Source organism: Granulicella sp. L56 (assembly GCF_009765835.1).
In the GTDB taxonomy this organism is placed as follows: domain Bacteria; phylum Acidobacteriota; class Terriglobia; order Terriglobales; family Acidobacteriaceae; genus Edaphobacter.
In genome coordinates this window covers 154,034-178,448 of sequence record NZ_LMUS01000008.1, presented here as the reverse complement: position 1 = coordinate 178,448, position 24,415 = coordinate 154,034, and the positions used below count along the sequence as shown (strand labels likewise).

17 protein-coding genes, 1 tRNA gene and 2 pseudogenes are annotated in these 24,415 nt (G+C 54.6%); 13 read left to right on the top strand and 7 right to left on the bottom strand.

Features of this window, described 5'->3' with window-relative positions; all coding sequences use genetic code 11:
- The 7 genes and pseudogenes from GSQ81_RS19905 to GSQ81_RS19400 all read left to right on the top strand — a co-directional run.
- Positions 1-1,688, top strand: a pseudogene (locus GSQ81_RS19905) (hypothetical protein); the annotation flags it as partial.
- Between the two features lie 180 nt (positions 1,689-1,868).
- A complete protein-coding gene (gene nadE / locus GSQ81_RS19425; RefSeq protein WP_158912451.1) occupies positions 1,869-2,885 on the top strand; it encodes an NAD(+) synthase in 1,017 nt (338 codons plus the stop codon).
- A 15-nt stretch (positions 2,886-2,900) separates the two neighbouring features.
- Complete coding sequence (locus GSQ81_RS19420) at positions 2,901-4,532, top strand: class I adenylate-forming enzyme family protein (protein WP_158912450.1); 1,632 nt, start codon at positions 2,901-2,903, stop codon at positions 4,530-4,532.
- A gap of 216 nt (positions 4,533-4,748) precedes the next feature.
- Positions 4,749-5,246: a PilZ domain-containing protein gene (locus GSQ81_RS19415; protein ID WP_158912449.1), complete on the top strand. Its 498-nt coding sequence runs from the start codon at positions 4,749-4,751 to the stop codon at positions 5,244-5,246.
- Between the two features lie 418 nt (positions 5,247-5,664).
- Positions 5,665-5,910 (top strand): acyl carrier protein, encoded by a 246-nt coding sequence (locus tag GSQ81_RS19410; RefSeq protein ID WP_158912448.1) that lies wholly within the window; start codon positions 5,665-5,667, stop codon positions 5,908-5,910.
- Positions 5,900-7,228, top strand: a complete 1,329-nt coding sequence (locus GSQ81_RS19405) for a class I adenylate-forming enzyme family protein (protein WP_158912447.1) — start codon at positions 5,900-5,902, stop codon at positions 7,226-7,228. Before GSQ81_RS19410 ends, GSQ81_RS19405 begins: the two co-directional genes overlap by 11 nt.
- Positions 7,225-7,977, top strand: a complete 753-nt coding sequence (locus tag GSQ81_RS19400) for an SDR family NAD(P)-dependent oxidoreductase (RefSeq protein ID WP_158912446.1) — start codon at positions 7,225-7,227, stop codon at positions 7,975-7,977. Before GSQ81_RS19405 ends, GSQ81_RS19400 begins: the two co-directional genes overlap by 4 nt.
- A gap of 22 nt (positions 7,978-7,999) precedes the next feature.
- Here GSQ81_RS19400 and GSQ81_RS19395 read toward each other — a convergent pair whose 3' ends face one another.
- The 5 genes from GSQ81_RS19395 to GSQ81_RS19375 all read right to left on the bottom strand — a co-directional run bounded on the left by GSQ81_RS19395 (position 8,000) and on the right by GSQ81_RS19375 (position 14,749).
- Positions 8,000-8,491 (bottom strand): acyltransferase, encoded by a 492-nt coding sequence (locus GSQ81_RS19395; protein WP_158912445.1) that lies wholly within the window; start codon positions 8,489-8,491, stop codon positions 8,000-8,002.
- Between the two features lie 25 nt (positions 8,492-8,516).
- Positions 8,517-10,328 (bottom strand): hypothetical protein, encoded by a 1,812-nt coding sequence (locus GSQ81_RS19390; protein ID WP_158912444.1) that lies wholly within the window; start codon positions 10,326-10,328, stop codon positions 8,517-8,519.
- A 941-nt stretch (positions 10,329-11,269) separates the two neighbouring features.
- Positions 11,270-11,357 (bottom strand) — tRNA-Ser (locus GSQ81_RS19385).
- Positions 11,358-11,420: 63 nt separating this feature from the next.
- Positions 11,421-13,136 (bottom strand): carboxypeptidase regulatory-like domain-containing protein, encoded by a 1,716-nt coding sequence (locus GSQ81_RS19380; protein WP_158912443.1) that lies wholly within the window; start codon positions 13,134-13,136, stop codon positions 11,421-11,423.
- Positions 13,133-14,749 carry a carboxypeptidase-like regulatory domain-containing protein gene (locus GSQ81_RS19375; RefSeq protein ID WP_158912442.1) on the bottom strand — a complete coding sequence of 539 codons (1,617 nt, stop codon included), beginning with the start codon at positions 14,747-14,749 and terminating at the stop codon, positions 13,133-13,135. The genes GSQ81_RS19380 and GSQ81_RS19375 overlap by 4 nt, the downstream gene beginning before the upstream one ends.
- 256 nt (positions 14,750-15,005) lie before the next feature.
- Between GSQ81_RS19375 and GSQ81_RS20190 the strand changes: the two are divergent.
- From GSQ81_RS20190 to GSQ81_RS19345, 6 genes and pseudogenes are all read left to right on the top strand, one after another.
- Positions 15,006-15,301 (top strand): annotated as a pseudogene (locus tag GSQ81_RS20190) (ISNCY family transposase); the annotation flags it as partial.
- A gap of 132 nt (positions 15,302-15,433) precedes the next feature.
- On the top strand, positions 15,434-16,405 hold the full coding sequence (locus GSQ81_RS19365) for an ABC transporter ATP-binding protein (protein ID WP_158912441.1): 972 nt from the start codon (positions 15,434-15,436) through the stop codon (positions 16,403-16,405).
- 50 nt (positions 16,406-16,455) lie between these two features.
- Entirely contained in the window at positions 16,456-17,256 is an 801-nt protein-coding gene (locus tag GSQ81_RS19360) for an ABC transporter permease (protein WP_158912440.1), read from the top strand.
- 29 nt (positions 17,257-17,285) lie between these two features.
- Positions 17,286-18,443: a sensor histidine kinase gene (locus tag GSQ81_RS19355; protein ID WP_158912439.1), complete on the top strand. Its 1,158-nt coding sequence runs from the start codon at positions 17,286-17,288 to the stop codon at positions 18,441-18,443.
- Positions 18,440-19,069, top strand: coding sequence for a response regulator transcription factor (locus GSQ81_RS19350; RefSeq protein WP_158912438.1), 630 nt, complete (start codon positions 18,440-18,442; stop codon positions 19,067-19,069). The genes GSQ81_RS19355 and GSQ81_RS19350 overlap by 4 nt, the downstream gene beginning before the upstream one ends.
- A gap of 114 nt (positions 19,070-19,183) precedes the next feature.
- Entirely contained in the window at positions 19,184-19,954 is a 771-nt protein-coding gene (locus tag GSQ81_RS19345; RefSeq protein WP_254060347.1) for a TIGR03435 family protein, read from the top strand.
- A 168-nt stretch (positions 19,955-20,122) separates the two neighbouring features.
- Here GSQ81_RS19345 and GSQ81_RS19340 read toward each other — a convergent pair whose 3' ends face one another.
- Both GSQ81_RS19340 and msrA read right to left on the bottom strand, forming a co-directional pair.
- Complete coding sequence (locus tag GSQ81_RS19340; RefSeq protein WP_158912436.1) at positions 20,123-23,779, bottom strand: chemotaxis protein CheB; 3,657 nt, start codon at positions 23,777-23,779, stop codon at positions 20,123-20,125.
- A 122-nt stretch (positions 23,780-23,901) separates the two neighbouring features.
- The gene (gene msrA / locus GSQ81_RS19335) at positions 23,902-24,411 is read right to left on the bottom strand and encodes a peptide-methionine (S)-S-oxide reductase MsrA (RefSeq protein WP_158912435.1); all 510 of its coding nucleotides are present in this window, start codon (positions 24,409-24,411) and stop codon (positions 23,902-23,904) included.
- Positions 24,412-24,415: the final 4 nt, after the last annotated feature.

Below are 24,415 nucleotides of genomic sequence, written 5' to 3'. Positions count from 1 at the left end.
ACACCTGGTATTGGATCACCATGAAGTGGACCCAGAACAGTCAGGGAACCATGAGTGTTTATGACAAGTCCCTGAACCTTATAGGCACAGTAACTTTCACCGATGCCTTCAACGTCCCGGTACAGGCAATTCGACTAGGTAACTCCGGATCCGTCCCCGAACCAGGAGCAGTCTCCTATATCGACGACTTCATCGTCGACTATACCCATGCAAACTTCCCCCTCCTGCCCAGCATCCCTACAGCAGTCGGGCTGAGTTTCAATCCTACGACAGTCGTCAATGGAAACACTTCCATTGGTACCGTGACCTTGAGTGCGCCTGCGCCAGCGGGCGGAGCGACCATAACTCTAACTGGTAGCAATCCTGCAGTTATCAGTGTCCCGCCAAGTGTGATGGTTCCTGCGGGAATGACGACTACGAGCTTCGCAGTAAGTACAGGCGGTGTAACGTTCTCTGCTACAGGAACAATCTCCGCTACCTACGGAAGCCTGACAGCGACCGCCAACGTCATCGTTCTTCCGTCCACCATGTCTCAGATAGCCAACGACAATTTCAGCCGTTCTAACTCTCCCACGCTCGGACCGAACTGGACGCCTCTTCTAGGAGGGAATAATGGAGCTCTCAAGGTGATTAATGGTCAGGTGCAATCCACGGCGCTTAGTCCTGCGATCGGCAAGGAGATGTATTACGGCGGGATGACCTGGGGGGCCGATCAATACAGTGAAGTACAGATTGTCGCGGCCAGCGGTAATGGATATGAAGGCCCTGCCGTTCGCATGACCTCAAACGATACGCATTACGCGTGCGCCGTCTATAACACGGGCGCGGGGAACGCCTCCGTTTCTATTCTCATCGACGTGGGGGGAGATAATTCTGTTCTCGCTCATTCATCGACAGCCACTGTAAATCAAGGCGATACCGTTCGTTGCTCGATTCAGGGCAACGTAATCACTATGACAGATCGGACGACCTCTTCGACGCTGCTCACAGTGACGGAAGACACTATCTCCTCCGGTTATCCAGGGCTTGTAGACTCGGCGGGCAGCGTCAGTGTCAATAATTACACTCTGGCCAATTGGGCCACTGGCGACATCGCTGCTCCCTTGACGCTACAGCAAGTTGCGAGCGATAACTTTAACCGGGCCAACGCTCTGAACCTGGGATCAAACTGGCACATTGGGCCAGGGCACGGTCCAATCCAGATTGTCAGCCAACAGACTGAACCCTATCCTGCGGGTGGAACTCCACCTTCAAAGGAGCACTATGTTGCTGCTGGGCCATTGCCCAACGACCAGTGGTCGCAGATACAGATCGGTGCAGAAGACCTACTGGGCGACAATGCAGCGGAACTCCGGGCTTCCGATACCGTTGACTCGATGTACATTGCCGACGTCAATCTAACGGGTGCTCCTGGTGTGGCCGAAACCAGGATTGTCTCCGTCATCAACGGCACGATCACGCCTTTGATCATCGATACAACCTGGTCGACAGTGAACCAGGGCGATTACATCCGTGGCGAGGTGCGCGGAAACCTGATCAGCATGATCGACGTCACAACAGGCTCGCTGTTACTTACCATAACCGACCCCAACGTTCTGGCGGGCTATCCAGGCATCTCGATGCAGGCGCTGGACGGCAGTACGGCTGACCACGTTGCAGGGAACTGGTCGGGAGGCACGTTCCATTGAGACTCTCGCTCATCGTCTTCTGATAAAGCAACTCTGTTTGCCGGAGTTTTCTTTCTAACCCGGAGGCAATTTTCAAGGAAGCTCACCGAAGCAATCCTTGCCTCTAGAAGAGTAAGACCTTTGACGTGAACCAGAAATGCTGGAAGACTGCTTTTTCATATTTTAAATCTGGAGACAAAGATGGTGACTGAATTGTCAATTAGCTCTGACGTGTTAAAAATTGATGCTGCCGCCGAAGTCGATCGCCTTGCGGAGTCTATCCGGGACGTTGTATTTCGCCAATTCAAAAGGCAAGGAGCGGTAGTAGGGGTCTCAGGGGGGATAGACAGCAGCGTGGTTGCATTCCTGTGCGCACGAGCCCTGGGCCGAGATCGCGTCGCCCTGGTCTTCATGCCGGAGACGGACTCATCCCCGACGAGTTTGCGCTTAGGGCGCATGGTCGCCCAGGAACTGGGCGTACGCTCCTACCTCGAAGACATCACCGGCATCTTACAAGGTGCGCGTTGTTATGAACGGAGGGATGAAGCTATTCAGACTGTCATCCCCGAATATGAAAAGAACTGGAAGAGCAAGATCGTACTTCCGGCCGTCTCTGAGAGACAACAATATGCGATATTTTCACTGGTGGCTCATGCGCCTGATGGCACGGTGAAAAAAGTCCGTCTCACCCCGGAGGCCTATCTTGGTGTTGTTGCTGCGACCAACTTCAAGCAGCGTGCTCGCAAGATGATGGAGTATCACTACGCCGACCGCTTTCATTTTGCGGTTGCCGGGACCCCTAACCTGTTGGAATACGATCAAGGATTTTTCGTCAAGAATGGCGATGGGTCGGCGGACTTCAAGCCGATCGCTCATCTATATAAGTCACAGGTGTATCAGCTCGCAGCCTATCTGGGAGTGCCTGAGGAGATTCAGCAGCGGCCCTGCACGACCGACACGTACTCGCTCGAACAGTCGCAGGAGGAGTTTTATTTTTCGCTCCCACTCCCGCAAATGGACCTCTGCATGTACGGGCTTAATCACGGCATTTCACCCGCCGAGATTGCGTCCGCGGCTGGCTTGACCGAAGCTCAGGCAGCCCGCGTCTACTCCCAGATCGAGTCCACCCGGTCCGCCGCGCGATATCTTCATGCTCCCCCAGTGTTGATGGGGAAGATGAAGGAGACCGACAGCTACGTTGACGTATTGAAAAGCTAGAGCGAGAAAGTTCTTATGCTCAACCAGGTTTTTAGCGATTCGAACGGTATTGCTTATGCTCCGACAGTCGTTGGCGGTTCAGCCTGCACACTGCCGTTTCCCTCGGGAGGCGTAGCTGGGTACCTGCTCGAGGGAAAAGACGCCAGCCGAATTGCTCTGGAGTCTGGTAATGATTTGTGGACCTTTGGCGATCTGGATTCTGCTTCGCTCAAGTTGTCGTCGTTTTTGCTGGCGTCTGGAATAAACAAGGGCGATCACGTTCTGCTGATTGCCGACAACTCATACTTCTGGGTAGCGAGCTATCTCGCTATTCTTCGAGCAGGATTGGTCTGCATACCATTGCCGATGAGCACCTCGGGCCAGGATCTTGGTTTTGTTGTGCAATCCACCAAAGCACAGTTCGCCTTTGTCGACACAAAGTTTCTGGCACGCAATGCTGCCGATTTACCGCAGACATGCATTGTGAGCCAGGCGCCAGCCTCGCTGGATGCTTTTCAACGAAAGGTCTATGTTTTTGAGCATCTGCTGTATTCCGAGGCAAGACAAGCCGAATTTCCTCGTTTGACCTCTTCCGATGTGGCTGCGCTGATGTTTACGTCAGGCTCGACAGGAAAGCCACGAGGCGTGATGGTGACCCACGGTAATATTGTCTCCAATACCAAGTCCATTATCGAGTGCCTGAATTTAACAGAAAATGACAGCATGTTTACGGTGTTGCCACTTCACTATTGCTTCGGGACATCTCTGTTACACACTCACTTGGCAGTAGGTGGCAAGCTGGTTCTAGACAATCGCTTCATGTACACCGAAGCTTTTCTGCAACATCTCAGGAACAGCCGGTGCACAGGTTTCGCCGGGGTTCCGAGTCACTACCAGATACTGCTGCGCCGTTCGAACATCCATACGATGAAGTTTCCGTATTTGCGCTATGTGCAGCAGGCAGGAGGGCACATGGCGCCGGCTTTCATCCGCGAACTGGGCCAGGCGCTCCCTGATACAAAAATATTTGTGATGTATGGTCAGACGGAGGCGACCGCTCGCCTATCCTGCGTCCCCCCTGAGATGCTTGAAAAAAAAATGGGCTCGATCGGCAGAGCCATCCCAGGAGTGACGCTCACTATCGTCGATGCACAGGGCAACGAGGTTGGCGCAAATGAACTAGGTGAGATCGTTGCCGAAGGCCCGAATATTGCCATGGGCTACTGGGAAGAGCCGGAAGAGACAGCAGCCACATTTCGCAAGGGCAAGCTTTATACCGGCGATCTGGCAACTGTCGACGAGGATGGATTTATCAATATTGTCGATCGGGCCAGGGACTTCGTAAAGATTGGTGGCACACGCACCAGTTGCCGCGGCCTTGAGGAACAAATGCTGGAGTTTTCTGGCTTGCTGGAGGTAGCTGTGGTCGGAGTAGCAGATGCCATCTCCGGGGAAGCGCTGAGGGCTTTCGTTGTTCCAAGGGACCGTAGCGATGATCAGTTTCTGCAGGGCTTCCGTACATTTTGTGCCGAGCGCTTGCCGCTCCACTACCTTCCTAAAGAAATCATCCAGCTCAACGCGCTTCCCAAAAATAGTGCAGGCAAGGTTATGAAATCCGGGCTAAAAAGCTTCGAGCACCCGGAACCGAAGCCTGGTGTCGGCCAATGAGCGGATAAATTGTCCAGGCGCATCGGACATGGATCTTGACGGATCGTTTAAAAGCGGTTTGCGGTTAGCGAGCAGCGCAAGGTTTGGCAGAGTTGAAGGTCGATCCATACGGCCTTGAAGATTGAAAAGAAGCGAAAGTTGCTTGGAGCCACCCCGTGCATCAGATATCAAGCTTTCATGCAGTGAGGCTGGAAACCTATTTGCAGGGTTTAACTGATGACCAATACAAAAAAGTCAAAAGGTAGTATTCCACCAGAAACACCCGGAGAGGCTTCACTGCCGACAATGATGCTTGCATTCAACGCCACCGAAAGCATTGGACGACGAAAGAAGCGGCGCGAGACTGACGATAACCAGTCAATCGCAGATTTCACGGAATACTCCAAATTACATCCGAATGAGCGACGAAAGGCTACCAGGTATCTCTTCGATTCGGCAGCCACTATCCGTTGGCTAGGCGTCGACGGGCAGATACATCAGGCATTCGGCATTGTTCGTGATATCAGCATCAGCGGGGTCTTCGTTGAGAGCACGGCCAGGCTTGGCCTGAACGTCAATATTGAACTGGAAATAGCGATGCCCGGTTCGCAGCCCCACTCATCTGGACCCGACCTCAAGTTTGAAGGCAATGTAGTCCGCTCTGTAAATCAAGAAGATCAACAGGGATTTGCCGTTGCTGGTTCGTTATATATCCCGAGGTTGGCTGACAGTTGATCATGGTCCATAAGATCGGATTCATTAACTCATCCAGAGAGACCCGAAACGCTCGGTGAATTGCCGAGCATTTTTGGTTTAAAGGACAAATAAAACTCCAGTGCTTTCCACCATATCTCCTCTGTAGGCAATTGACGCATGCCGTCGCTGGGCCAGGAATGGATCATCCTGATACTTTAGCTGTCGACCTTATCCTGATTCTATTGTCCCTGAATTCGCTGACCTGATGTAAAGTGGCGAAAGAGATTGACTGTAAATTTTGCTTCCACGACTAGACAGCCTTACGAGGCGCTGCAAAGATATCTGCTACTGCTAAAGATTCGCCCTCCCAATTGATTGTGGGAAACTTTATCCATAGCTTGCGTCACGCCATGGATAGTAATTCCCAGACCGTGGGATGCGGGAAAGGACGGCCTTAATGACGTTGGATGAAGCGCGTAGTTATATGGAATCAAGTCTCAACAGAATCCTTATCCAGAAGGGTCAGGATAAAGTTCATCTGCAGGACGATATGAGACTTCTGGGTGGGGATATTCAGATAGACTCGCTCGATTTGGCGGTACTTATCACGGAGATGCAGGAAGCCACCAGAAAAGATCCATTCAAGGCGGGGTTTAGAAACTTCCGCACTGTGGGGGAGCTAGCAGGCATGTATGCAGACTGATTCAGCGCTGCTCGGCCTGGAAGATTTTCTTCGCTCGGATGACCGGAGATTCATCATCCAGGACGGGGTCTCTCTCACGCGAACCGACATTGGTCGCGCTGCCGCAAGATTGCAAGAGGTGCTTGCAACATTTCCGGCATGTCGCGTTGCCCTGACATCGCAATGTGCGGATCAAATCGTGGCAGCACTGGTGGCTTGTCAGTTGTGTGGCTGCGATTTGCTCTTACTTCGTGAGCATTATGGCGAGGACGATCCCGTTTGGCAGTCATGGGATGTGTCGGTGGTGCTCGACGATAAATTGTCGATCAAACACTGTTTCCCCTGGGGGCGAGGGGTCGCGCGAGCCTATGGTCCTCGCATTCTGCTGACAACTTCGGGAACAACAGGAAAGCCCAAAATTGCGATCCACTCGCTGCCAGCGCTTCTGGGCCGAATAGCAAACGTGAAGCAGGAATCAGCGCGCTGGCTTTTGACGTTCCACCCCGCCAGTTTCGCCGGTTTGCAAGTACTTCTCACAGCCATGATCAGCGAATCGGAGTTAGTTGGAACGAGTGTGCCGACGGTGGCTAACCTGGCCAACTCATTGCAGAAGCATCAGCCGAGCCATGTGAGCGGAACCCCAACCTTCTGGCGGGCTATCTTGCTGGTTCTGGAAAACCAGGGCCGAGATATCCCGCTAAAGCAGATCACGATTGGGGGAGAGTCCGTCGATCAGGTCACGATAGACATGCTGCGTGATGCTTTTCCATCGGCCAGAATCACCCACATCTATGCCTCGACAGAGGCGGGCGCGCTCTTTGCCGTTAAGGACGGACATGCAGGATTTCCAGCAAAGTGGCTCGATCAGGATATTGAAGGAATCGGACTTAGAATCAGGGGCGATGTACTTGAGGTCAGAAGTCCACGCACAATGGAGAAATATTTGACTGATCCCATCGTGAAAGTACGGACAGAGGATGGGTGGATGGTCACAGGCGATCTGGTTGAGCAGATCGGGGATCGTGTAGTCTTCAGGGGCCGGGCCGATGATGTTATCAACGTGGGAGGAGCCAAGGTGAGACCGGAAGAGGTGGAAGCTGCTTTGCTGAAGATGCCTCTTGTAAAAGAGATTCGCGTCTTCGGCCAGAAGAACCCTATCAGCGGCGCGATAGTCTCGGCGGAAGTCGTCATCTCATCCGACACCAACGAAGACCAGGCCCGGCAGGCCATCTATTCATTTGCGAAGCTCCATCTGGAGAATTTCAAAGTTCCGAGAATTCTAAAATTCGTGCCAGAAATTCCTATCAACTTGTCGGGCAAGAAGTGCAGGCAGCGATGACGCCAAATCACAGGCAGGTTGTTATTGTCACGGGAGGAAGCCGAGGACTTGGATTGGAACTCGTCTCCAGTTTGCTTGCCCAGGGATATCGCGTAGCCACATGCAGCCGAAAGAAAACAATCGAGATCGACAAACTGGAATCGTCTTACAAAACAACAGGCGGGTTTCTCTGGACCGCATCGGAGATGGGGATCGAAGAGGAAGAGCAGACGTTTTTTGATCATGTCATGGATTGGGCTGCGGATGACGGGCTTTATGGCTTGGTCAACAATGCCGCGATCACGGGAGAAGGAATCCTGGCCACATTTCCAAATGTGGACTCCGAACGAATCATAAATGTTAATCTTCTAAGCGCCTTGCGCCTTAGCAGGCTAGCTCTGAGAGTCATGATTCGGCATGGAGATGGCGGGCGCATTATCAACATAAGTTCTATTGTTGGCTCGAGAGGGTACACCGGGCTTGCAGCATATTCCGTGTCGAAATCGGGTATGGATGGTCTCACGAGATCAGTGGCCCGAGAAGTCGGCAGGCGCGGTGTCACAGTCAACTCCGTTGCTCCCGGTTACCTGGAAACCGAACTCTCAGCTGGCCTTGGGGAAGCACAGCGCAGGCAGATCATGAATCGAACCCCTATCGGCCGGCTCGGATCGGTGACCGACGTTACGCCGTTAATATGCTTTCTGCTACGTCCAGAAGCGAGCTTCATCACAGGGCAAACTCTGGTGGTCGATGGCGGATTGAGTTGCTGACGAGCTCGCGCAGGTGTGAGACTCAAGGCTTCCGTAGCGGTCGAATCCCGCACAGAAAACTCTCGTACGAAGTATCCATCGTGAGAGGCACAGTGATGGTCGCGAGCGGCTTGGCCTTTTCGTTGCCGAACAGCGTATAAGGCGGCACGTTGGATGCGATCACAGAAGATGTGGCAATGACAGCACCCTCTCCAATCGTGAGGACGGTCCCGGGTGAAGCCGTCAGCACGCAGTTGGCCCCTACAAATGCATCTTTCCCAACAACGATCTGTCCGCTTCCGCGCGTATGCGCTAGGAGAATGGAGCGGAGGCATATCTGCGCGCCATCGTGCAGTTCGATGCATTCTGGGTATTCGTTCTCGATGTAAACATCGTCACCGATAAAGACCTGGCCGGTAATGCGAACGCCGCGCAACCGATGAAGGAACGGGCGCACCGTCGTTGCTCCTGGCGCAAATCGAGCGATCATCCCCAGCATGCGATTCGCCAGACGTCTCAAAATAGATTTCTTCATAGCCCTCAAATCGCCTATTTCGCGGTTAAGTATCTCCAGTAACTTTCATTCCTCGGGCCACTCTTTTGGCGGCCTTCAGCAGTCCACTGTGCTTCGAAAGTGTATTATCCCTGAATTCGGACAACTCTCGGCGCACCAGAACGCGCGCATTGTGAGCCATTCCGAAACCCTTCAGATGCTGGTTAGCTATCTGGCTATCCACGATCTCGATGTTCCGTAACTGACCGGCATCCATTTGCACTTCCAGTTTCAAAAAGCTTCCTTCGAAAGTGAATGGTACTCTGTTTCCATCAACCAGTACCATCTGAATCGCCGATGAATCTGGTTCATGTTTTCTAAGTAGAAAATGGTTTGCCTCCGCGTCGCGACGGACTAATTGGAATCTTCTTGTGAAGAATTGTATCTCCGTTGAACCATTCGCAAGGCTCCTCCTCAGACAGCTTTTGGTTAGCTGTGAAGTGAGCGTAGGCCATGTTAAATTCGGCTCGATCTGGTATAAGGCAGCTACCAATTTCTCCAATGTTCCGGTGCCATCCCGAAAGTACTCGTGATGCTCCACCACAAGCGCCGGTTTGCCGAGGAAGAGATCGAACGCTAAATCGAAAAGGCTTCGAGGATAATGTCTCCGGAAGAGTGGGAAGCCGTTATATCGTGTAATGGCCGGCCGGAGAAAATCGCCGACGTGGAGGTCATCCGGCTCCGAGTCTGTCGGGAAGCAGGTTGTGTTCACCGCTGCCAGATAGTTGTTGGCGCGCAATGCCGGGATCGCCGCCATGGAAAATCTGCCTTGAGGAAACACCATCACATGTTCGAAAACACTGTCAGTGCGTTTCCTTTGAAGCTCCATCCTTCGTACTGCCAGGCCGGCTTTCCTGTCGAGAAGCGTCTGGTCATGCGCTTCAAACTCCTTGTTCGTGTGATCACAGCCGTGAATACAGATCGAGAGGTTGGAATTTTTGTGAAGAACCCGCGCAGCGCTTTCTCTGGAAGTGCGCCAGTAATTCCAGGGAATAAAAGCAATGGATGTTCCGTAGTTACTGCGCCGCATGGATGCAGCCAAGACATCGTGATCGAGGAAGCCATATCGCGCAGTGAGCAAAGGATCGTCGATAATCAGGCGGGCCGTAGGTTCAGGGCCCTGCCAGCAGCTTTCTTTGAAGCAGTAGCGGAGGAAAATTAGAACTGGGATCAGTCGGTCATAGTGCTCCTGGATCTCATGATTGCGGTTCACCGGCTCGTTAATATCCGGCAGAGAACGCCCAGCCAGCAGAAAGATCCGGCTCGTCCCCCGGGCTTGTTGGATAAAGATCGGACGATTGTTCGCCGTTATGATCGTCCCGGGAAGGGACGCCCCATTGTGTAATTGAAAAGCAGGTGTCGGCTCGCTCTTTTGCAGGGAAAAACTAAGGCCGGTAAGCTGTCGGCTGAAGGCTATTGCTTCCCGTGGCAAAGCAAAGACCATATCTGGGCCTTCCACCTGACTTATTCCGCAAACTATTCCCGCTGTAAGCCACGAGAGTGCAGTGGTTTGCTCTTGTGAGTCGCTGCACCCAAAGACCAGCAATTCCGCGCAGGAATCATCGAGAAGCTGTTGCAGCGCCGTTAAACCCGCGTGCAGGTCAGCAAGGGTCGCTGCACTCATCGCGAAACAGCATGGACCACGCTGGAGTTCGTCGAGGAAACACTGCTGAACAGTCAGTTCTTCCGGAATTGCCACAACCCTGGTCGAGACACCCATCCATGTCGCCAGTTTTAAGAGGCGTTGCTCTTCTGTCGACTGTGTAGGTCCCGCCAGCAAGATCAAATCCCTCATCCCGGCATTTTCGATTTCATCCATTGCTGCGATTGAGCCCCCAGTCTCTCTTGTGAACATGCGTTGAGGAGCATTAAATATTGATCCACTTACTTAGTCGAGCAAAATCTGACTCGGTACTGCTATAAACCCGACGGGAAATAGCTAGTCGCAAAAAATGCGACAAAGCTTTAAGCCGAGAAGGCCTAAAGCTAATTTCAGGCCACGCTGTTCCCTCTAGGATAGCTAACTACATCTGACAACCTACAAAAGCGTGCAGACTGATGTGATGGTTTAACGATTACCCGGTGGATTCAGAAGTTGTAAGTAGTCGAAATCTATAGTTACGCAATTCTGTAAATCTCGTTCTAGCGAGGAACACTCGGGCTACGCGCTTTCATTACGAATATTTAGAATAATCGTTCATTCTCGCGCGTGGTGCACTTCGCGTTCTTCTTGGCTACTATCTCAATCTACAAACACGCGGAGCTTTGTATATTCCAATCAAGATAGAACTGTTGCGAAATTCTGGACGCTAAGCAATGTCGAGCTCTTTGAGTCCTATGTGGCAGCGATTGCATACCGTAAAACAGGACGCCCTTTTCGGCTGACATACCTCACCGAACTAACAGGCTAGTTAATCTCTAAAGTAAGCATCTATTTAAAGAGATCGTGCCCTTACGTTAGCTATGTACCTACACAACGACAGAAGCGTTGAAAATTGTTCTCATGCTAATGTTTACCCGCCGGAACAAAGGCCCTGTATGAGACTATCCAGCAGGGTAGCTAATTTTTTTGTGCAGGAACCTACCATGGCTCTTCTTGATTGCCACCCGCTTGTCTATATCCGAGACTGGTTCGGTTAGATCTTAGCCATCAGAGGGGCTAAACATAGCACAAATGGCTGTCAACGATACTTGAAGAGTATCGGCTAAGTGCCTAATATCGCTATAGTTATATTGATTATAAATAGCTTACGGAAGTTATGGCGGAGAGACAGGGATTCGAACCCTGGATACCTTGCGGTATACACGCTTTCCAAGCGTGCGCCTTCAGCCACTCGGCCATCTCTCCGCGATCGTGCCACCTTTTTGAATCTAACACAATTACACCGAAAATGGATGCGCCGCCAAGTAGTTATGGAGCTTGTGCTTCAACGGTTTCCTTTAACTTTTGCATCGAAGTCAGATCGACGGGAGTACCGTGCATCATGTAGCCGCGAAGAGTCGAAGGATCTTTCCAGTTGATTTCCCAGCCATGGTCGATCGCGAACAGGATGTACTGGCCGGGCAGCACATTGTTCAACTCAAAGCTGCCATCAGTATTGGTCTGATCGCGGCGGATGATGTTGAGGTTATCCGGCTCGCCAAGTGTCGCCGGAATCAGAAGAACCATTGCTCCGACCGATGGCTTACCTTGCATCATTGCGATTCCGGTGAGCGTGGATCGGCCATCAGCGATGTGCAAGGTTAGCGTCGAACTGCCGCTAGGCACTGTGACAAATCGGCCGTTGGCCTGGGCTGACTGAGCTGTAATTCGAGTAAGGTAGAGGTTTGGCCTGCCTGCCAGCACAATCTCGTAACGTCCTGGCGGTATTTCAATCGTCTGGCCGGATGCGTCCTGTCTGCGCCGCTGTAAAAGTGAGCCGGAGAGGAAATAGCCGCCTGCATTATCGCGCGCGACATTGCGTCCGTTCTCGGGATCAATGAAGTTGACTCTGACCGAACCGACATCAGCTCCAGCGAGGCCGTCGAGATGAATCGAGACGCTGGCCATGGCCGACGCTGCACTCATATCTAATGTCTGAGTAGAGCCTTCCGTCAGGTCAATGATGGCAGGTTTGATGGTCTGCCCCGGCCCCTGCATTCTTACTTCGTACTGTCCCGGAGCAAGCCCGCCTACATCAATCGTGCCCTGCGGTCCGATGTGCGCTGAGACGGGAACGAAGTCGTTGCCCTCGTCAGAGATTCGCTCAATCATTGGATACGTCTGAATGCGGCGCCCATTCGCATCGGCACTCACCTCTGGCACGATATGCAAATGGACGGACGGAATAGGGGCAAGCTGAAAGTCTGCCTGCCGGCTGTCTCCCGCGTGGAGTGTCAGCGTTTCGGCCTCAGACGAGTCGCTGGTGCCGGGATACCACGTAAGCGGGTAGGTCACGTCCAGCGACGGATCCAACGGATGCTGATCGGACTCCGCATTCGATGCGGTTTGCTGTGCGGCGATGGCATACCAGACCTGTGCCTGCACCTTGATGCGGTAGTCGCCTGGCTGTAGCCCATCGAACTCGTAAGAGCCGCGGTCGTCGGTTGAAGTGCTGGCACGAGCGCGAGCGGCTGGCTGGCTGGAATCTGGCCCTGGTGGAGGAATGGCCAACAGCGAGACTTGGGCGTTGCGAACAGCCTCGCCCGCCTCGTCCATCAACTTGCCTGTAATGACGGACTCGGGCGGGAGTTGAAAGCGAAGGTCGGCGACAGGCGAAGCAGCCGTCAACACGATGCCACTCGAAAAGAGCTGGTGCTCGTCGTAGGCTTGCGTGACATATCCGCGAGCGCTCCCCACCACCCGCCACATTCCAGCCGAAGGCAGAGAAATCAAGAACCGGCCATGTTCATCGGCATCGAACGTTCCAAGCGGAGAAGGGAATTGATCTCCTTCTCCGTCTGCCCCTCGGGGAACCAGCGTGGCCGTCAGGTGGCCGTGCGGAATGGGTGCGCCGTCGGCGCTGCTGACAAGAATCCCTGTAATGCGATAGGAGATTGCAGCCGCAGCCTTAGTCTGTGCCACTGCAAAAGATGCACTGGCGACAAGTGAAAAAATGAGGAATTGCAGCAGGGAAGTCCGTTTCATGGAGCCATCTCCGTCTCGGAAACCGTCTCCAGATCGAGCGTGGGCTTCTCTCCGGCGTTCAGCGTGACAGCACGAACATGCGTGGCAAAAGGAGTAAGTACGGCCGCATCCCCATAATCGACAGAATGCATCTGCTCAAATGCAATGGCCTGATAGCTCCCCGGCGGCAGATGAGCGTAGTTATAGATGCCTTGTTCGTTGCTGCGCACGGTAAAGACAGTAGCCGCACTGGGAGTCGTCGGAATCAGATAGACCCAACAGGCCGCCTGAACTCCGCCGAGCGTGCACGTTCCCTGAAGACTCGCCATCTGATTGCTCACTGTGATTCGGATAGGTGTGCCGCTGGCGCCCGGAGCGATCACAAGCGCCTGTTGCAGAAGGTCTGAGATTCCATAGCTGGCTGATTTGATATACCAGGAGCCTTGGTCGTTGCGCGCGCGAAGACGATAGCTTCCAGAAGACGCCGTGAAACTCGTAGCGGCTTCTCTCTGCGGCGTCAGCGAAATAGAAGAGTTGAAATTTTCGGGATCAGACTCGCTATTTTCCAGCATCAACCCAAACTGCATAAGATTTGGTTGCGGATTATCAGACGTTGCAGCCCCATCCACCTGAAGCTCCACCGGCAGTGTCGGCGCAGGCTCAAGGTGAAAGACGACGCCTGCGACGTCGCGGTCCGCCACCGTTACGCTTGTCTCACCCTCTACAATCCCGTCGGGCGCCCTCACGCTGGCAGTAAGGGTGTACGTGCCGCTGGGAAGCTCCATCTTTACAGCGTTTTCGTCTTCGCGACGCGAAAAATGGACAGGCAGAGAGATCGTGCTGCCATTGCTCGACCGTGCAATGATTCGTGGAAAGCCACCCCCCACAGAGGAATCGAAAGTGGCAGTCACAGCATAGGCGCGGCTCGTCGCCGGATGTAGATCGTAGCGTTGCTCCTCACCGCTTCGAATATGGATAAAACCTGATGTGCTAGATGAATTTTCTGCGGGAACAGTCACTGGCAAAACAGCTTTATCTGTCCCGTTGATTTGAGAAACGTACATGGAGACCAGCTTGTAGTCTCCCGATTGCACAGGCAATCGGAAACGGCCATGCGAATCGGTCTGCGTCTGGGCAACAGGTATCCAGGTATGGCTGGAACCATTGAACATGCTCCTGCGGGCGCTCACCAGGACATGGCTAAGGGGATCACCATCGGGTTCCGTTACCGTGCCGGTAAAGATGGCTTCAGGATAGAGTCGCAGCACTAACGGTGTTGTAGCATGGCTCGCCTGCAGATAGACTCCCGACGAGCCTCCTGGCTCGAGGCTGGCATAAAAGCCGGGTTTGGTGGCTTGCACAAAGCCCGTCGGATCGGTGACCTGATCAAACTCGAATTTTCCTTCGTACGTGGTCAGCATCGCCCGGCCAGTGAAGCGGACAAGAGCGCGAGCGACGGGCGAGCCGGAACTTGCATTGATCACCTGTCCAGTGATTGTGATAGGGCCAGCAGAGTCTGTAGCAGGCAGCGCAGAACCGCCCGCCGTTTGGGCTGCAACGCCAGGCGTCATTCCCAGTAGACAGAGCAGAAGAATGGGACATCGAAGATGAAATTGAATCCAGGCTGATCGCACAGAGTCTCCCATGTGTCAGCAGTGAGACTATACGAATCTGGAATTTGTGAGACAGGTCGGAAGATAAGCCGTCATCGAAAAGCACCCGAAATCTCTGAGGGAAGTACGAACAAGCACTGAAGCCCATTTCGATAGCGGATGTCCAATATAGTCATATTCAGCAGAAGCTTGGAGGCAATAGCTATAGCTTTAGGTCTCAATACAACGTCTGATAACACATATTATGTATATAGACTGTATGGCCGCAGTTCACGGCTACGTGCTGGCCTTTGGGTGCCCCGTGGCCTTTTACTCTGACAAGCATGTAGTCTTCCGAGTGAACAAGCCGAACGCCGTTAACGGCGCGGGCATGACGCAGCTTGGTCGAGCATTGGCGGAGCTAAATATCGAGATAAAAGGAACTTCGGCTCGCTAATGTCTGCGACATTAGTGCAGGAAACGCGTTCTTGCCAGCTTTCATGACCCAGTTCAATGAGCGTTTTGCTATTCCCTTCTGCACGTCCTGAAGATCTGCACCGGCCTATATCCATCCCCGTGGAAAAGCTGACGGATGGGTATCACCGCATTGGACACTTGCGTGACAATCGTCACCCGCATTAATGACATAGAGCACTTCTATCGCCTCGCGTGGCCTTCGATACTCGCTATGTTAGTTCGTCACCCATGACATAAGGAGCGACTCTCATGAGCGCCACTCTCGCCTTCGCCGAAGTAGCTCCCACTCAAGCCTTGCCTTTCATCCCGCCGGTTCCAGTGGCCTCCTTAACGCGCGTCACCAAACGCTATGCCAATGGCGTCCTCGCTCTCGACGACCTCTCCATCTCCCTTTGTCCCGGCGAGATTGTCGCGCTCCTCGGCCCAAACGGCGCAGGAAAATCCACAGCCATCAAACTCATGATGGGCCTCAGCGCGCCTATCTCCGGGGCAGTCCGCATCTTCGGATCCGACCCTCGCCACACCGCCGCCCGCCTCCGCACCGGAGTCATGCTCCAGGTCGGTCGAGCCCCGGAGATGCTTCGCGTTCGCGAGCACATCAACCTCTTCCGTGGCTACTACCCCAGTCCCATGCCTTACGCTGACATCGTCTGCGCTGCAGGTCTCGAGGGTATTGAGTCCCGCTTCTTCGGACAGCTCTCCGGTGGCCAGCGCCAGCGTGTCCTCTTCGCCCTCGCTCTCGCTGGTGACCTCGACCTGATCTTCCTCGATGAGCCGACCGTAGGCCTCGACATCGAATCTCGCCGTTTGATGTGGTCGCAGATCCGCTCCCTCGCCGCCCGTGGCAAGACCGTCCTCCTCACTACCCACTATCTTGAGGAGGCAGATGCCCTCGCCCACCGCATTATCGTCATTAACAAGGGACGTGTCGTCTGCGAAGGCACTCCCGCCGAAGTCAAGTCGCTCGGCTCTGCGTCTACAGACGCCACCACCAACTGCATACTCAAAATCATCCGCTGCGCCACCACCCTCTCCGAAATCACCCTTCGCTCCATCCCCGGAGTCACAGCCGTCGATATCGCAACCACCATCGCTACCATCACCTCCACCAGGCCCGAAGTTACGCTCCGAGAACTCCTCGCTCTCGATCATGACCTACACTCTCTCGAAGTCCACAGCCCCGCGCTTGAAGACGCCTTCCTCTCCCTGACAGCAGACTAAATCCCTAGCCGCGCCATATCACTCGCCGCATGCTCGAGAAGGAGCCCACCATGTCGATCGCCGCCACTCTCCGTTCTGTCCCCACTGGCATTCCCCGCAGCCTCCGCATCTTCCTCACAGAAGCCCGCTACGAGTTCATCCGCCTTCTCCGTACCCGCGGCTTCTCCCTTTCTGTGATTGGCTTCCCCGTCGTCTTCTACATTTTCTTCGGCCTCATCATGAACCGCGGCGTTACCATCCACGGTGTCTCCGTCGCCAAGTACACTCTGGCCACGTACTCTGTTTTCGGCATGGTCGGCGCCGCACTCTTCGGCATTGGTGTCGGCCTCGCTGGCGAGCTTAACGCCGGTTGGCTCGAACTCAAACGCGCCAGCCCCATGCCGCCCCTCGCCTACCTGCTCGCTAAATGTTCCAGTGCCATGGCCTTCGGTGTCATCATCGTCTGCCTGCTCTGCGCGCTCGGAATCACCGCTGGCCACGTCTCGGTCACAGGCGCCGAGGTCGGTCATCTCCTCGCCCTCACGGTCATCGGCGTAATCCCCTTCGCCTGCCTTGGAATGGTCGTGGCCTTAGTCGTCCCCTTCAACTCAGCTCCGGGGTTCACCAACATGATCTACCTTCCCATGAGCTTCTGTGGTGGCCTCTGGATCCCCATCATGATGCTGCCCAAGGTTATGCAAAAGTTCGCTTTTGTGCTGCCTACTTATCACCTCTCGCAGCTCACTCTCGGAGTCTTCGGCTACGCCAGCGCAGGAACTCCGTGGAGCCATTGGTTCGGTCTGCTTGGCTTTTCCCTGGTCATGCTCGGCGTCGCATCCATCGCCTTCCACAGGCTCGAGAAAAATTCGTAGGCAGCGTTACACTGCAAGGTGAACCAGCCATGAAACACTCCGCCTCCAACTCGAGCTCCAGCCGCGGCAAGTGGGCCTGGATCTGGTTCGCCTACACGAGTTTCCTCTTCATTTCGCCAATTCTCGAGCCAAGCCGCCCCCTCTGGCTCGGTACGCTTACCGTCTTCGTCGTGTTCCTCGCACTCTTCACTCGATACTTCACCGTCGACCTCGAATGCCGCCTTACCCCGCTCTGGGCCGTTGTCACTACTTTCGGCCTCGGACTCATCACCTTTCCCTGGAACCAGGGTGGTTCCACCTTCTTCATCTATGCCGCCATATATCTACCGTTTTCAATCTTGTCTATCCGCCGCGTCCTGACCCTATTCGCTTCGGAAGTTATCCTTATTGCTGTCGAGGGCGCTATCTTCCACGCTCAGCGCGGCGTCTTCCACATTAGTTGGTTCAACACCGTCTTTGCTATCTTCCTTACCGCCTTCATCGGCGGCGGCAACATCTTCTCGGCCGAGCAAAGGCGTGCCGATCGCAAGCTCCGAAGCGCTCTCGACGAGAACCTCGCCCTGGCCGCCGTAGCCGAGCGCGAACGCATTGCCCGGGACCTTCACGACGTGCTTGGCCATACACTATCCGTCATCGTCCTCAAGGCCGAGCTCGCCGGTCGCCTCATCGAGCGTGCCCAGCCCGCCGACCAGGAGCGCGCTGCCTCCGAGATCGCCGACGTCGAAGGCATCGCCCGTACCTCTCTCGCCGAAGTTCGCGAAGCTATTAGTGGATACCGCACCCGCGGCCTCACTGCTGAGATCGAAGCCGCACGCCGAACCCTCCAAGCCGCCGGCGTCACTGTTCTCATGGAATTCGACGCCACTCCCGTCGCCGATCTTCTGTCCGCCGACGAAGAGACAGCTCTTTCGCTTGCCCTCCGCGAAGCCGTCACCAATATCGTTCGTCACGCCAACGCTACCACCTGCCGGCTCGATTTCATCACCGATGGCGGCCACCGTCGCCTCGTCATCCATGATGATGGCCAGAATGTCATCATCCGCGAAGGCAATGGCCTCCGCGGCATGCGTCAGCGTATTGAATCTATCGGCGGCCAGCTTCTGCTTGATCGCGACAACGGTACTCGCCTGCTTATCGAGCTACCCCTCAGCAACTCAACCGAGTACGCGAGCTCCGCCGCCTCATGATCCCTACCAAACCCTCATCGACCATCCGTGTTCTACTCGCCGAGGATCAGACCATGCTTCGCGGTGCCCTCGCCGCCCTGCTCGACCTTGAGCCGGATATGATCGTTATCGCCCAGGCCGCAAATGGACGCGACGCCCTCAAACTTGCCCGCATTCATGTACCAGACGTCATCGTTACCGACATCGAGATGCCCGAAAAGTCTGGCCTCGAGCTAGCAACCGAGCTCAAGCTCACCAACTCTGCCGCCCGCATCATCATCCTCACCACATTCGCCCGCCCCGGCTACCTCCGCCGTGCTCTCGATGCTGGCGCCCGTGGCTATCTCCTCAAAGAGCGTCCCGCCTCCGAACTCGCCGAAGCCATCCGCCGTGTCCACGCAGGCCTCCGCGCCATCGACCCTACTCTCGCCGCCGAAGCCTGGAATGCGGACGAAGATCCTCTTTCCGACCGCGAGCGCCAGATACTCCAGCGCGCCGGCGATGGACGTTCCTCCGCTGAGATTGCCGCCGAACTCCGTCTCTCCGAAGGCACCATCCGCAACTACCTCTCCGAAGTCATCGCCAAACTAGGCGCCGCTAACCGCACCGACGCCGCTCGCATAGCCCGCACCCGCGGCTGGCTATAGGTCCTCAAAAGGAGTTCTAGGCTCATGTCCCACATCGCTCAGCGACATATTGGTTTGCTCGCGGCCCTTCTTCTCTTCCTATCCTGCCCGTGCCTTCACGCGCAAACCCCAATTGTGGAAGAACCCAACTTCACGCCCACACTCACCTTTGACGTTGCCATCATCCGTCTTGCGCCGCCCCCGGACGCCAATTTCCATGTGTCCGTCTCGAGTCCGCCGCACTCCAGCCGATTCGAAGCGACTAACCTTCCGATAAAGGCCCTTCTCCAAATTGCTTACGGCTTCGATGCCCCGGTTGTTGGCGCACCGGACTGGGTGACGAGCACGCTCTACGATATCCAGGCTCGCTCGGACGAAGCGGCCGATGCCAGACTCGCCAAGCTCACCGATAACGAGGTCCGGCTTGAAAAGCGGAACGCGATTCGCGTGCTACTGGCTCAACGACTGAACCTCAAGACACACCTTGAAACCCGCAACAGCTCTATCTACAACCTTGTTCTGAGCAAAGGAGGCGTCAAAATGCAGGTTGTGCCCCCGCCGCCGGCTCGCGCGAATGGAGAGGCACCGACTTCTCCGCCGATCGCGAACATCGCAGCTCATGGATCGCAACATGGCATCGAATTTGTCGGAGCGGATTCTTCCATGCGGGCCATCACCGGTGTCCTAAGCTCTATGGTAGAAGCGCCCGTCGTTGACAAGACGGGCCTCACTGGCATCTACAACTACACGCTTCAGTTTGGCCGCGACTGGTCCGCACGCGATCCAGAAAGCTGGCCCTCGATCTTCACTGCGGTGCAGGAGCAGCTTGGACTCAAGCTTGAACCTGTGCATGAGTCCGTGTCCAACCTTGTGATCGACCACATCACCAAGCCAACTGAGAATTGACTCGCGACCTATCCGAGAGCAAGCCGGTATGGCTTCCAGCCGAAGGCTGCAATGACTGCTCTCAGTGAGTGATAAATCGCCAATGCGCTCATTGGTTCAGGACTGAAAAAAGTGCCGCATTCGCTCCAGCGAAGAGAACGGCGCTGGACCTGGAGCGTAGCGATCTCTCTATTTCGACAACTCAAGGGGTAAGAACAGGGAGAAGGCGAAACCGCTCCTGCCTGGACGCATCGTGCTCGATACCCGCAGATCGGCTTGCAGGCGTTCGACAAGTTGAGCGGATACCCACATCCCAAGCCCGGTGCCTGTTTCGCCTTTGGTCGTAAAGAACGGCTCGAACATCTTGCGGAGCGTGTTCGTGTCCATCCCTGTGCCGGAGTCGGCAATTGTAGTGCGTACGCCGCGTCGTTCCTGATTACGCCAATCGAACGATGCGCTTACCCGGATGGTGAGCGAGCCTCCCGACTTCATCGCATCGACCGCGTTCCCGATGATATTCGCAAAGATCTGACGAAGATCTCCTGCCAGACACAGGACTGGCGGTCCTTCTCTATATTGGCGATGGACCGAGATGTTATTGGCCAGTAGCCTTCCGTGGTACAGCACCAGTAGAGAATCCAGAATCTCGGAGACCTGCACCGACGATGGAGCCGTAGATTGCCGATAGAACTTGAGGGTTTGCTGCGTGATGTGGGACACGCGCGCTACCTCTTCGAGCGCCTGGGCTGCATATAATTTTGTGGCTGCTGCATCATCGCCGGTCGAGGCGAGATAAAGAAGGTTCGTAATCGCCTCCAGCGGGTTGTTGATCTCATGAGCGATCGTCGCCGCCAGACGGCTCGCAATCGCCAGCTTCTCTGCCTGAATCAGCGCAACTTCGATCTTCTTTCGTTTGGTCATATCCGTGAGCGACAAGAGAATCAGGGGGGCCGTATCCGGCTCCTGCACCATGTAGCGCCCGCTTAGCATGAAGGATTTCCAGCCGATGCCCGGGAAGTCGTAGATGACTTCATGATTCAAGAAATTTCTGTCGTGCGGCAGAACTTCCTCCAGCAGAACTCGCAAGTCAGGCTTATTCCACTGTCCATCCCCAAGGTTATAGACAAGTTGATTCAGAGTTGCCTCTGGCTCCACTTCAAAGGCTTGGTAAAACGCATGATTGGCCATCACTATACGCAAGCCGGCGCTCAATACCAGCACAGGCTCCGGCATGGTATCGATAATGGACTTCGTAAACTCGCCCGCAAGCACCAGTTCCTGATTGCGCTTCTTGATGACATTGATATCCATGAGGATCAAGACCGCGCCATCGATGCGGTCATCGAGCGTTTTGTAGGGTTTTATCTGCAGCCGATACCAATGGCCATGCTGATCCTGCACCTCTCGTTCGAGGTTCACCACATCCCGAAGAACGGTTGTAAGCAATGGTTTCAAATCAACGTCGAGGTCCGGCCTGATATCGGTAATGGGCCGTCCGATATCCGAGGGAAGCACTTTAAAGACGGTCTCCGCCGTAGGAGTCATGCGACGTATACACAGGCCCTTATCCACCATCACGATAGGAATTACGGTGCTTTCGAGCAGATTCTTCAGGTCATTGCCAAGCAGGTGAAGGGTGGAATTGTTGCTGTTCAACTCATCGTTGACCGTATTCAGTTCTTCATTGGTAGCTTGCAGCTCCTCTTTCGAGGTTTCCAGCTCTTCATTTGTGCTTTGCAGCTCTTCATTCGCGGAGAGCATCTCTTCGTTTGCAGACTGATAGTCTTCGCGCAGCGCCTCTTGCGCTCCCAGGTGTTCCTTCAGCAGAGAGCGTGCTGCTTGCAATTCACGCTTCTGTTCAAGGAGTGCTTTCCGAGCAACATCGCTTGCCTTCAAAGGCAGGCGCGAACCCGTTTTGTCATGCGGCTCGATCGGAAGGGCTGCGTCTTCAAAGAGGATGAGATAACACCGCCCCATCCCGGAAGCCAGTTCATCCATGGGAACCACGGACAAATGTACTGCACGCTTCTTATTGCCGTGTTCAAAAATGACATTTTTCTTGACTGGAACAGCTCTTTTTCTGGCCAAGGCAATGGTGGTACGCAGGGCGATGGCAAGCTCTTCGCGGACCATATTCAGGATGTTGAGGTTCGCACGTCCTGATGCAGGCTCCAGGTAGGGGCTGGTTCGCCCGCGAAACTGGAGGATTTCGAGGGTGTCGTTCACGATCACACCCGGCGGGGCGCACTCCTTCAGCACGATTCGATCTGCGAGTTGTTGCAGCTCCGCTTCATTCTGGCTGGCGCGGCTGATGGGTTGCGCTTTCGTTACGGGCAATGCAGTCGCTTGAATGGGAGTCCTGCTTGTCTTGAACATGCGCTGTTGACGGTGGTTGCCAACCTTTTTGGAATAGATCTTGCTCTTCTTATTGAGCGGCGTGAATATCTGCGGATAAGAGGCTGCGCTCTCGGCATTTCCCAACAGCAGAAATCCAGATGAATTCAAGGCGTAGTGGAAGGTCGAGATGATTCTTTCCTGCAGCTCCGGTTGAACGTAGATCAGGAAATTTCGGCACGAGATAAGATCCAGGCTTGAAAATGGCGGGTCCTTGGTGACATCCTGACGCGCAAAGACACATAGATCGCGGATCGCTTTGTTAACCCGGTATCCGCTCGCTACTTTTGTGAAAAACCTTGCGATGCGGTCCGCTGAGACATTCTTCATGGCACTGTCGGTGTAGGTGCCGGAGCGGGCTTTCGCAATCACCTTCTCACTAATGTCCGTGCCAAAGATCTGAATGCGGATACGATCTGCTCTTGCACCCAGAAATTCCAGCAAGGTTATCGCCAGCGAATACACCTCTTCTCCGCTGGAGCAGGCGACTACCCATATACGGAGCGTTCCATCTGCCCTTTCTCCAACAATCGCCGGGTAAACCGTACTTGCAAGGTCCTCAAAGACCTCTGGATTGCGAAAGAACTCTGTTACCGGAATCAGAACGTGATTTGAGAGGGTTGCCACCTCTTCCGGATGCTCTCCGAGATAAGTGAGATAGGCTGCAAGGGAAACGATGCTGAGAGCGGCCATCCGCTGCTGGGTACGCCGATGAATGGTGTTGGGTTTGTATTTGGTGAAGTCGGCGCCTTGCGAAGTGCTCACCAGTCTCAAGATTGAATCGAAAACGTGGTCATCGTCCTTTGGTTCTTCCAGCGAATCAACCGATTTTCTCCGGGCGTTGGGATGACTGCTCATCCAGGACAACTCCGCCGCAATCTTCTCGGGAGGTAAAACGAAATCAATGCAGCCGGATTCAATCGCGCTCCGAGGCATGCCGTCGAACTTCGCTGTCTCGGGATCCTGCGCGAAGGTCACCCCACCTTCGGCGCGAATTGCTTCAACCCCCGCGGTGCCGTCCGAGGCGGTACCTGAGAGAATGACGCCGATGGCCTGGCTTTTGCGAACATCCGCCAGAGAGCGCATGAAGATGTCGATAGGCAAATGCTGCTTGTGATCCAGGATTCGCGGCGTCAGCCCAAAGTGGCCATCGGTAATGGAAATATCAACATTGCTCGGCATTACATAGACGCGATTCGACTCGATCTTCATAGCATCGATGGCTTCCAGCACAGGAATCCTGGTCGCCTTCGAGAGCAGTTCTGGCAAAATGCTATGGCGCTTAGGGTCAAGATGCTGAATCAGCATGAATGCCATGGCGATATCAGTGGGAAGAGCACGGAGAATCGCCGTAAGAGCTTCCAGGCCGCCTGCCGATGCGCCAATCGCCACGACTGGAATCTCGGGTGATGCGCTTCTAAGCGACGGGCTTTGTACTTGGGAAGAGGGCATTCGACACCGATCCCTCCGGGACCGTCATGCGTCGGAACAGTTTGGCGTAATCTTTCTGTTCGCGTAGTTATCCCTCCAAGTGTACGCCACCCTTGAAATTCGAGCCTATCTCTCAGTAGCGTTCACTTGGTTCGTCGTGGAAGCACCCAGCCCGGTCGGATGAAGTGGCAGGTGTATCCATTCGGAATGCGCTCCAGATAATCCTGATGCTCCGGCTCAGCCTCCCAGAAATCGCTCGCTGGGGCGACCTCCGTCACCACCTTGGCTGGCCACAACCCGGAGGCGTTGACATCGGCGATGGTCTCTTCGGCAATTTTCCGCTGCTCGTCGGTCGTGTAAAAGATCGCCGAGCGATAGCTTGTCCCCGTATCGTTTCCTTGACGGTTCAAAGTCGTCGGATCGTGAATCTGAAAAAAGAATTCCAGAAGTCGACGGTAAGAAAGCTTCTCAGGGTCGAAGACGATCTCAATCGCTTCGGCATGGCCATGGTGATTGCGGTAGGTCGCATTCGAGACGTCACCGCCCGTGTATCCGACGCGCGTAGAGATGACGCCCGGATAGCGGCGCAATAAATCCTGCACTCCCCAGAAACAGCCGCCGGCAAGAATTGCATGTTCGTTGGATGAGGCCATTGTC

Coding starts and splice junctions, on each gene's coding strand:
- nadE (WP_158912451.1), top strand. CDS start 1,869: ATGGTGACTGAATTGTCAATTAGCTCTGACGTGTTAAAAATTGATGCT.
- GSQ81_RS19420 (WP_158912450.1), top strand. CDS start 2,901: ATGCTCAACCAGGTTTTTAGCGATTCGAACGGTATTGCTTATGCTCCG.
- GSQ81_RS19415 (WP_158912449.1), top strand. CDS start 4,749: ATGACCAATACAAAAAAGTCAAAAGGTAGTATTCCACCAGAAACACCC.
- GSQ81_RS19410 (WP_158912448.1), top strand. CDS start 5,665: ATGACGTTGGATGAAGCGCGTAGTTATATGGAATCAAGTCTCAACAGA.
- GSQ81_RS19405 (WP_158912447.1), top strand. CDS start 5,900: ATGCAGACTGATTCAGCGCTGCTCGGCCTGGAAGATTTTCTTCGCTCG.
- GSQ81_RS19400 (WP_158912446.1), top strand. CDS start 7,225: ATGACGCCAAATCACAGGCAGGTTGTTATTGTCACGGGAGGAAGCCGA.
- GSQ81_RS19395 (WP_158912445.1), bottom strand. CDS start 8,491: ATGAAGAAATCTATTTTGAGACGTCTGGCGAATCGCATGCTGGGGATG.
- GSQ81_RS19390 (WP_158912444.1), bottom strand. CDS start 10,328: ATGGATGAAATCGAAAATGCCGGGATGAGGGATTTGATCTTGCTGGCG.
- GSQ81_RS19380 (WP_158912443.1), bottom strand. CDS start 13,136: ATGAAACGGACTTCCCTGCTGCAATTCCTCATTTTTTCACTTGTCGCC.
- GSQ81_RS19365 (WP_158912441.1), top strand. CDS start 15,434: ATGAGCGCCACTCTCGCCTTCGCCGAAGTAGCTCCCACTCAAGCCTTG.
- GSQ81_RS19360 (WP_158912440.1), top strand. CDS start 16,456: ATGTCGATCGCCGCCACTCTCCGTTCTGTCCCCACTGGCATTCCCCGC.
- GSQ81_RS19355 (WP_158912439.1), top strand. CDS start 17,286: ATGAAACACTCCGCCTCCAACTCGAGCTCCAGCCGCGGCAAGTGGGCC.
- GSQ81_RS19350 (WP_158912438.1), top strand. CDS start 18,440: ATGATCCCTACCAAACCCTCATCGACCATCCGTGTTCTACTCGCCGAG.
- GSQ81_RS19340 (WP_158912436.1), bottom strand. CDS start 23,779: ATGCCCTCTTCCCAAGTACAAAGCCCGTCGCTTAGAAGCGCATCACCC.
- msrA (WP_158912435.1), bottom strand. CDS start 24,411: ATGGCCTCATCCAACGAACATGCAATTCTTGCCGGCGGCTGTTTCTGG.